At 45.7% G+C, this 8,441-nt stretch carries 7 protein-coding genes; 2 read left to right on the top strand and 5 right to left on the bottom strand.

Annotation, left to right across the window (positions count from 1 at the left end; genetic code table 11):
- Positions 1–141 precede the first annotated feature (141 nt).
- The gene (locus G7Y37_RS05105; protein ID WP_165062387.1) at positions 142–993 is read left to right on the top strand and encodes an Rpn family recombination-promoting nuclease/putative transposase; all 852 of its coding nucleotides are present in this window, start codon (positions 142–144) and stop codon (positions 991–993) included.
- A 926-nt stretch (positions 994–1,919) separates the two neighbouring features.
- Complete coding sequence (locus tag G7Y37_RS05100) at positions 1,920–2,810, top strand: Rpn family recombination-promoting nuclease/putative transposase (protein WP_165062386.1); 891 nt, start codon at positions 1,920–1,922, stop codon at positions 2,808–2,810.
- A gap of 165 nt (positions 2,811–2,975) precedes the next feature.
- Here the strand turns inward: G7Y37_RS05100 and leuB are convergent, their stop codons facing one another.
- From leuB to G7Y37_RS05075, 5 genes are read right to left on the bottom strand one after another with little or no spacing between them, the layout of a single operon-like run.
- Entirely contained in the window at positions 2,976–4,082 is a 1,107-nt protein-coding gene (leuB, locus tag G7Y37_RS05095; RefSeq protein WP_165062385.1) for a 3-isopropylmalate dehydrogenase, read from the bottom strand.
- Positions 4,079–4,573: a 3-isopropylmalate dehydratase small subunit gene (gene leuD / locus G7Y37_RS05090; protein ID WP_165062384.1), complete on the bottom strand. Its 495-nt coding sequence runs from the start codon at positions 4,571–4,573 to the stop codon at positions 4,079–4,081. The genes leuB and leuD overlap by 4 nt, the downstream gene beginning before the upstream one ends.
- Positions 4,574–4,628: 55 nt before the next feature.
- Complete coding sequence (gene leuC, locus G7Y37_RS05085) at positions 4,629–5,894, bottom strand: 3-isopropylmalate dehydratase large subunit (RefSeq protein ID WP_165062383.1); 1,266 nt, start codon at positions 5,892–5,894, stop codon at positions 4,629–4,631.
- 52 nt (positions 5,895–5,946) lie between these two features.
- Positions 5,947–7,857, bottom strand: a complete 1,911-nt coding sequence (locus G7Y37_RS05080) for a PH domain-containing protein (protein WP_241156017.1) — start codon at positions 7,855–7,857, stop codon at positions 5,947–5,949.
- Positions 7,858–8,346 carry a PH domain-containing protein gene (locus G7Y37_RS05075; RefSeq protein ID WP_165062382.1) on the bottom strand — a complete coding sequence of 163 codons (489 nt, stop codon included), beginning with the start codon at positions 8,344–8,346 and terminating at the stop codon, positions 7,858–7,860.
- Positions 8,347–8,441 lie beyond the last annotated feature (95 nt).

The raw sequence follows: 8,441 nt of genomic DNA, 5'->3' as shown, positions 1-8,441 counted from the left end.
TCAATAGGTGTTGCAAACAGTTGGTTTTGACATGAAATCTATATGTCACTTGATATCGCATTTTTGATACACAGATATAAGGTTTGCAATCTAGTCTTGATTAGAAGATTTATAAGTCTTCTCGAGAAAGAATAGGTTGCTATGGATAAAGAAAAGTTTGTTTCTATTACAAACCAATACATGTTCAATCGTGTAATGATTCAAAAAGATATATGTAAAGACTTTTTAGAGTGTGTATTGAATAAACAAATTGATGATCTAATTTATAAAAACGCAGAACAAGCAATAGAACCTAGACTAGACTTTAAGAGTGTTCGACTTGATTTGTTTGCTAAAACAAAAAATGAAGTTTTTGACATAGAACTACAAGTTCAACAAAGAGCAGATATCGCTAGGAGATATAGATACTATCAAGCATCTATTGATACTACATCGCTAGATAAAGGAGCAGACTACGATAAGCTAGACACAAGCTATATTATCTTTGTTTGTAATCATGATCCTTTCAAAGCAGGACTTCCTGTATATACGATAGAGAGAGTATGTATTGAGAATAATAGTATTCCTATAAAAGATGATTCTCACTGGATTGCTCTTAACTGTAAAGATTATAAGAAGACAAAGGATAAGCATCTACTTTCTTTTATGGAGTATGTCTCCACTGGTAAAATAGACCGTAAAGACAAACTAGTTACATCTATTGCCAGTGCAGTAGATAAAGCCAATAAAGATAGAGAGTGGGTGAATAAGGTGTTTTCTGTAAGTACAATAGGAGAAGATTGGGAGCGAGAAGTACGTATAGCCCGCAGAGCTGCTCTAAAAGAGGGAGAAGAACGAGGGCTGGAACGCGGAATCTTGCAAGGGCGTGCGGAAGCCGCACGCTACGACTCTCTTATCGAACACCTATTTGCCGCCGGACGCGAGGGCGATGTTCTTAAAGCCTCTAAAGACCCAGCCTATCGTGAGCAACTTTTTACCGAGTTTAATATTTAGAACAATTTATCAACATAGACTAAAAACTGTACTGAACAAAATGAAAAACTCTCGTCTAAAGCAAACATCAACAGATTAGAGAGTGTCGGACACAGTCGGAGTAGACGACTCGCAAAAGCTGCAAAGTATAGGCAATCAACGTTTTATGGGCTTAGTGAGTAGTTTCGTAGCACATCAGAGCAGTTTGCACTCAATCAGTTTGCACGCAATTAGATCCATGGGTCTACTTTTTTCTCAAAAATGGTCAAAACTTCCAGCTTTCCATGGTCGTAGCGCCACATAGCTAACTTGAAATGTGGAGAACACTGGGCAAACAGAAAATTCGACACCTTTCTGATGCCTTAGTAGGCACAATTCCGCATTCAGAACCATGGAAAGTCGGAAGTTTTGACCATTTTTCTAACTTTTTTGAACTAGTATGCGGATGAGTTGAATCGTAATCTAGCGTCAAGGTGTTGAGAGTTTACCCAAAAGCCATCTTGCGGAGGTATCGTTTCTCCTAACATTAGAGCCTCCGCACAAGGTGCATCTCCACCTTTGCTTTCCTGCTTTAGTAAACCCATTTTTCTTCATCTTACTGCCGCAGATTGCACATTTTCTAGTAAACACCGCTCACTCCTGTTCATAGGTTGACTTTTTCTTAGAGAAGGCTTGCCTGAACAGGTATGTCAAGTGAGAATTAGACACATTTTTGCCTATATCCTAGGATTTTTTAGTGTGACAAAATGCCAGCTTTCTGCAAGATTTGCACTCATTAAAAGTTGCAACTATGGGGATTTGAGATGTCAATAGGTGTTGCAAACAGTTGGTTTTGTGCCGAGGTTTGTATGTCACTTGATATCGCATTTTTGATACGTAGATATAAGGTTTGCAATCTAGTCTTGATTAGAAGATTTATAAGTCTTCTAGAGAAAGAATAGATTGCTATGGATAAAGAAAAGTTTGTTTCTATTACTAATCAATTTATGTTTAACCGCGTAATGATTCAAAAAGATATATGCAAAGACTTTCTAGAGTGTGTATTAGGTAAGCAAATTGATGATCTAATCTATAAAAACGCAGAACAAGCAATAGAACCTAGACTAGATTTTAAGAGTGTGCGTCTTGATTTGTTTGCTAAAACAAAACATGAAGTCTTTGACATAGAGCTACAAATTCAACAAAGAGCAGATATCGCTAGGAGATATAGATACTATCAAGCATCTATTGATACTACATCGCTTGATAAAGGAGCCGACTACGATAAGCTACCCACAAGCTATATTATCTTTGTTTGCAATCATGACCCATTCAAAGCAGGACTTCCAATTTATGAGATAGAACCAATATGTAGGCAAGACACATCCTTAGATATAGACAGCGGTATACACTGGATTGCTCTTAACTGCAAAGACTATGCAAAGACAAAGGATAAGCACCTGCTTTCTTTTATGGAGTATGTCTCCACTGGTAAAATAGATAAACAAGACAAACTAGTTACATCAATTGCTTGTGCAGTAGATAGAGCTAATAAAGATAGAGAGTGGGTGAATAAGGTGTTTTCTGTAAGTACAATAGGAGAAGATTGGGAACGAGAAGTACGTATAGCTCGCAGAGCTGCTCTAAAAGAGGGAGAAGAACGAGGACTAGAGCGAGGACTGGAACGTGGAATCCTACAAGGACGAGTTGAAGGCTTACAACAAGGGCGCGCTGAAGCTGAAATGCGTTATGCAGAACTCACAAAGTTACTTCTCTCTAAAAAGCGTGAAAACGATCTATTCAAGGCATCCGAAGACCCAGCCTATCGCGAACAGCTTTTTACCGAGTTTAATATATAGAACAATTTATCAACGTAGACTAAAAACTGTGCTTGACCGCGAATTGGCTGCTATTTCTTAGCAACTATTAACCTGTTTGACTGCTTTTAAACGAGAATGTGCTATAGCGTGTATAGCATGCTATAGCACATTCTGCTATTGGTAAATTATGCCTAGTAGAGCCTATTAAATGGCAGCTATCACCAAATCTCCCATGCGTTCGGTGCCTACTATTTGGTCTTTCGGGGTATCGGCATCGGCAATGTCCCCCGTGCGCCAACCCGCATCCAAAACCGCCGTAACAGCACGACGAATATCGTCTGCAGCATCCTGCATATCGAAACTGTAGCGCAGCATCATTTCACACGAAAGTATTTGCGCAAGCGGATTCGCTATGCCCTTGCCCGCAATATCAGGAGCGCTGCCATGGCTGGGCTCATAAAGTGCAGTACCGTCGCCCAAACTAGCACTTGCCAACATACCCAACGACCCAGTAATCTGCGCCGCCTCATCCGACAAAATGTCACCAAACATGTTCTCGGTTACAACCACATCAAAATCGGCTGGACGGTTTATCAACTGCATTGCCGCATTGTCCACCAAAATGTCTTCTAACTGCACATCGGCATAATCGCGGTCATGTATGTCGTGCACAATTTCGCGCCACAGGCGGCTAGTCTCAAGCACATTCGCCTTGTCAACCGAATGCACGCGACCGCGCCTTTTGCGCGCTGCCTCGAACGCCTGACGCGCAATGCGCTCTATTTCATACTCGCGATATTCCAGCGTATCGTAAGCGCGTTGCCCGTCAGCGCCGCCCACACCAGCACCCGCCTCATCATAAAAGCGTTCGCGCTTGCCGAAATACAAACCACCAGTCAACTCGCGCACTATCATCATGTCCACGCCATCTATAACTTCCGGCTTTAACGTAGAAGCCTGCGAAAGCGCGCCAAAAATTTGCACAGGACGCAAGTTCGTGTACAAACCAAGCCCCTTGCGAATTCCCAGCAAGCCCTGTTCCGGGCGCGGTCTATTCGGGTCTGTAGTATCCCACTTCGGACCACCTACAGCTGCCAATAGCACAGCATCGCTTTCGCGCGCCACCTTAAGCGTTTCCTCGGGCAGCGCAGTATCGCACGCATCAATAGCGCAACCACCTATAAGCGCCTCGGTATATTCAAACTGCACGCCGTATTTCTGACCCACAGCATCAAGCACTTTCACGCCCTCGGCAATAATTTCTGGTCCAATGCCGTCGCCCGGTAGAAGACAAATTTTATAGGATGTCATTTAGCCAACTTCTCCTTCCAGCGGTTCACCAGCCCGCCCTTCTCTATTATTTCGGCAATGAACGGCGGGAATGGCTGCGCTTGGAAAACTTGACCAGTAGTCTCGTCGGTTATAGTGCCTGTTTCTGTGTCTACACTTACTGTGTCGCCTTCGCTAATAGCATCTACCGCTTCGGGGCATTCCAAAATTGCAAGCCCAGTGTTAATAGAATTGCGGTAGAAAATGCGCGCGAACGACTTTGCAATAACCGCATCAACGCCCGCAGCTTTTATGGAAATAGGTGCATGTTCGCGTGAACTGCCGCAACCAAAATTTTCATCAGCCACAATTATGTCGCCCTGCTTTACGCGCTGCACAAATGTTGTGTCCAAATCTTCCATGCAGTGAGCCGCTAATTCTTGCGGATCGGACGTATTCAAATAGCGCGCAGGAATTATTACGTCGGTATCTACATCGCGCCCGTAGCGAAAAACTGTTCCTTTGAATTTCACCTTAAATCCTCCAAATCAAATTCGGATAGCCGAAAACAACCAAACGACCCAGCCGCTAGTCTAAATCTTCGGGAAGCCCAATGTGCCCCAGTACAGCGCTTGCTGCTGCCACCGCAGGAGAAGCTAGATACACCTCGCTAGTTGGGTCGCCCATGCGTCCCACAAAATTGCGATTAGTGGTAGCTATGGCGCGTTCTCCAGCCGCCAAAATTCCCATATAGCCACCAAGGCATGGTCCACACGTAGGTGTGCTTACAGCGCAATTTGCATCTAGGAAAATATCGGTTAGACCCTCTTCTATACACTGTCTATACACCTGTTGGGTAGCCGGAATAATTATGCAGCGCACATCGGGGTGAACCTTGCGCCCTTTAAGCACAGCCGCAGCCTGACGCATGTCATCAAGCCTGCCATTCGTGCAGCTGCCTATAACTGCCTGATCTATCTTCACGTCGCGCGCTTGCGCCACAGGGCGCGTATTGCTAGGCAAATGCGGGAAAGCCACAGTGGGAACTATGTCGGCAGCATCTATTTCTATTACTTGCGCGAACTGCGCATCAGGATCGGAATAATACGCCGTATATGGACGCTCGGCACGGCTGTCCATATACGCACGCGTAACATCGTCCACAGGAATAAGCCCTGCTTTGCCACCCGCCTCTATAGCCATGTTGGAAATTGACAGGCGCTCATCCATTGGAAGCGCTTCTATGGCGCTGCCGGTAAATTCCATTGCTTTATACAGCGCACCGTCTACACCGATTAAACCAATTATGTGAAGAATAACGTCTTTACCAACAACGCCCGGTGCCAGCTTGCCATTCACTACAAACTTGATGGTTTCGGGAACCTTAAACCACGCCTTGCCGGTAGCCATGCCCACGCCCGCATCGGTAGAGCCCACACCGGTACTAAATGCACCCAGCGCGCCGTATGTACACGTGTGGCTGTCGGCGCCAATAATAAGATCGCCCGCGCCCACAACGCCTTGCTCGGGCAAAAGCGCATGTTCAACACCCATGCAACCCACTTCGTAATAGTGGCTAATGCCCTGTTCACGTGCGAAATCGCGCACAATTTTCGCCTGTTCGGCACTCTTAATATCTTTATTGGGAACGTAATGGTCGGGCACTAGCACCACGCGGTTTGCATCGAAAACCTTGTCGGATATTTGCTTGCTAGTTTTAATAGCAATTGGCGCCGTAACATCGTTTGCCAGCACTATATCCAAATCACACTCGATAAGCTGTCCGGGCTCCACTTCCTCAAGCCCGGCGTGAGCGGCTAAAATTTTCTCAGCCATAGTCATAGCGCGCGCCATAAGCAACCTCCATTTTCGCTGTAATTCGTGTTGGTGATTGTATCACTTGATACTACTGCAGCGGTTGTGCCGACTGCCCCTGCGAAGGATGCGGCTGTAACCAATTCAGCCAATCATCGGCATCTTCGCACGCAACATCTTTCATGTCTACGCTGGTTCCACCCACGCCCGCAGCAGTACGTACATTGATAGTAGCTACATTAGATATGCGTTGGAATGGATTTGTCTTAGTAAACCCATACTGAATCTTGTTGCGCGGGAAACTGCGCTCTTCACGCGACAGTCCACCGTTTATCATTTTCATAAAACGCTCGTTCACCGCAAAGCCCGATTCGCGCGCCCACTTCACAGCGCTAATCGCCTCAAGAACAAACACCACAGCTGCTATAACATAAAGCCCTATAGCTATCGCGTTTGTAAAATTTAAAAATGCAATGTCGTCCGAACTAGACACAGCACCTGACACAAACGACAAATTTATTGCTATTTGAACTATTGCTGTGCAAACCGCCAACCAAAAACCGCCACCCTGCCAAATGCAGCGCCGTATTATGGCACGGCGAAGTGCCACAGGCGCAACAGGCGTGCGACCCTGCGGCACAGCAGCATATTCGGGCACTATCCCCTGCAAAATTCCGGGCACATCTGATAGCTTGCAGAACGGATGAATAACCACACCATGCGTATTCAGGCTACTATTCTGCGAAGTGTCATCGGCGCTGTTGGTATCTATCTTGTCTAGCGACACTTCGCAATAACCTATAAGTCGTCTAATAACCGACTGCTTCACCACAACAGCCTGCACGCGCTGAATGCTTATGCTCTGGCGCGTATGTTGCAGCAGCCCCCGCTCAACCTCGACACGATCGCCTATGCGGCGCGCGCGAAAACCACCAAAACTGATGCATTGCCCCGCTGCAGCAATTATCCAAATAACAACTAGAAACCCTACTATTCCCGCAATGGATATCGCAATGCCAAAGCCAAACATGGGGTTTACAACCTGCGAAGTGAACGAATTTATCGCCATGTCGGTTTGGCTTGGGAAAATTTGTGACGCTAGCCCTACTATCTGACTGATAATGCTAATAAAACCAATTATCAACAGAACAAACGACGTATTATTTGAAAGCCCTGCCAAGAAAAGCTGCTTATTCGTAAGACCATATTGGAATGAAGGCTGCATTTCGACTTGAGGCACCTGAGACTCGTCGGCGAACACTCCCCCAATTTCATCCCAAGCCTGCTTGCCCACATCTAGCACATTGCCCTGCTGGTTGTACACAGGTGCAGCAGAAGCAGCACCAGCCGCAGACGACACTTGCGCCGCTTGTGCCGCTTGTGGCTGCAAAGCCTGACGCTTGCGTGCATACAGTTCAGATGTTAACCACTCTGCCTGCGCTTTTGTTAAGTACGGCACCGTAACTGCCTTATTTGCCGCACCACCTGCCGTGTCTATAAAAACATTGCGCACACCAAAAAGGCGCTGTATCAAACTTGCGCGCGCGTCTACAGATTGCACGCGATCGTAGGGAACATGAACACGCTTCTTGGTTATTATTCCGCTATATAAACTGAATTCATTCGGTCCAAGTGTGAAATAAAGCCGCTTATAAGCTAGAAAATGCACAAGCACAATAACGCCTACCAGCAATAGAAACAACAACCCTATACCGCCAACAATGGCTCCCATGGTTGCTAGTTCGAAAATTCCACCATCTTCAATAATGGATATCAAAGATGAGAACATACTAATAATTAGTACAAACAATATTGCCAGTGTACTGCGTATAGTACCTAGCCATATATAGCTATGGTGCACTCCGTAGTGCTGCAATTCTGAACTTGCAGGCGCGGCAGCCGTTGCAGGCGTTGCAGCCGTTGCAGGTGTTGCAGCCATTGCAGGCGTTTCATTTGCTGCTTCAGGTGTATTCATATTGGGTGTCTCTGTTGTAGGTTGCATTTATACGTCCTCGCGCGCTATACGGGCAAGTTCAGCCGCGCGATCACGCAGCTGCTCGGCATGCTCGGTGTTTATTCCGGGAATCTCGTGTTCGCCAGCAGCTGTAGCCACGGTAACACTGGAAAGTCCAAACGCGCGCAAAATAGGTCCTTGGCGCGTATCGGTATTCTGTACACGTATAAATGGAATAACATAGCGCTTGCGCCAAACGATTCCCTTTGCAATGTCAAGAAAATCATCGTTTAGTTGATAACGCCAACGCATGTAGCGAATGGGCGGAAGCACTATCAAAAATATAACCAGCAACGCCAAAAATACTATAGCTTCAACTGCAAGTACCATAAATACCCAACTTGCAGGCTCTACTGCTGCCACAATAGCAAATGGTACAAAGCAGCATAAAAACGATACTACGATCCAAATGGCATCGTTTATTCGCCAAACGCTTTTGATGCGAGGATCTAATTGGCTGGATGGAAGTTCACGCATTTTTATCCTTTGATCGAATACTATCTGCCAAGATTCTATCATTGCAACCGTAAGCAAGGAACAACTCTAGCCATTAGCTTTGAACCTGCTAAAAT

The sequence above is a fragment of the Adlercreutzia sp. ZJ154 genome, assembly GCF_011039055.1.
Lineage (GTDB): Bacteria > Actinomycetota > Coriobacteriia > Coriobacteriales > Eggerthellaceae > Adlercreutzia_A.
This window is presented reverse-complemented; position numbering and strand designations above follow the sequence as displayed.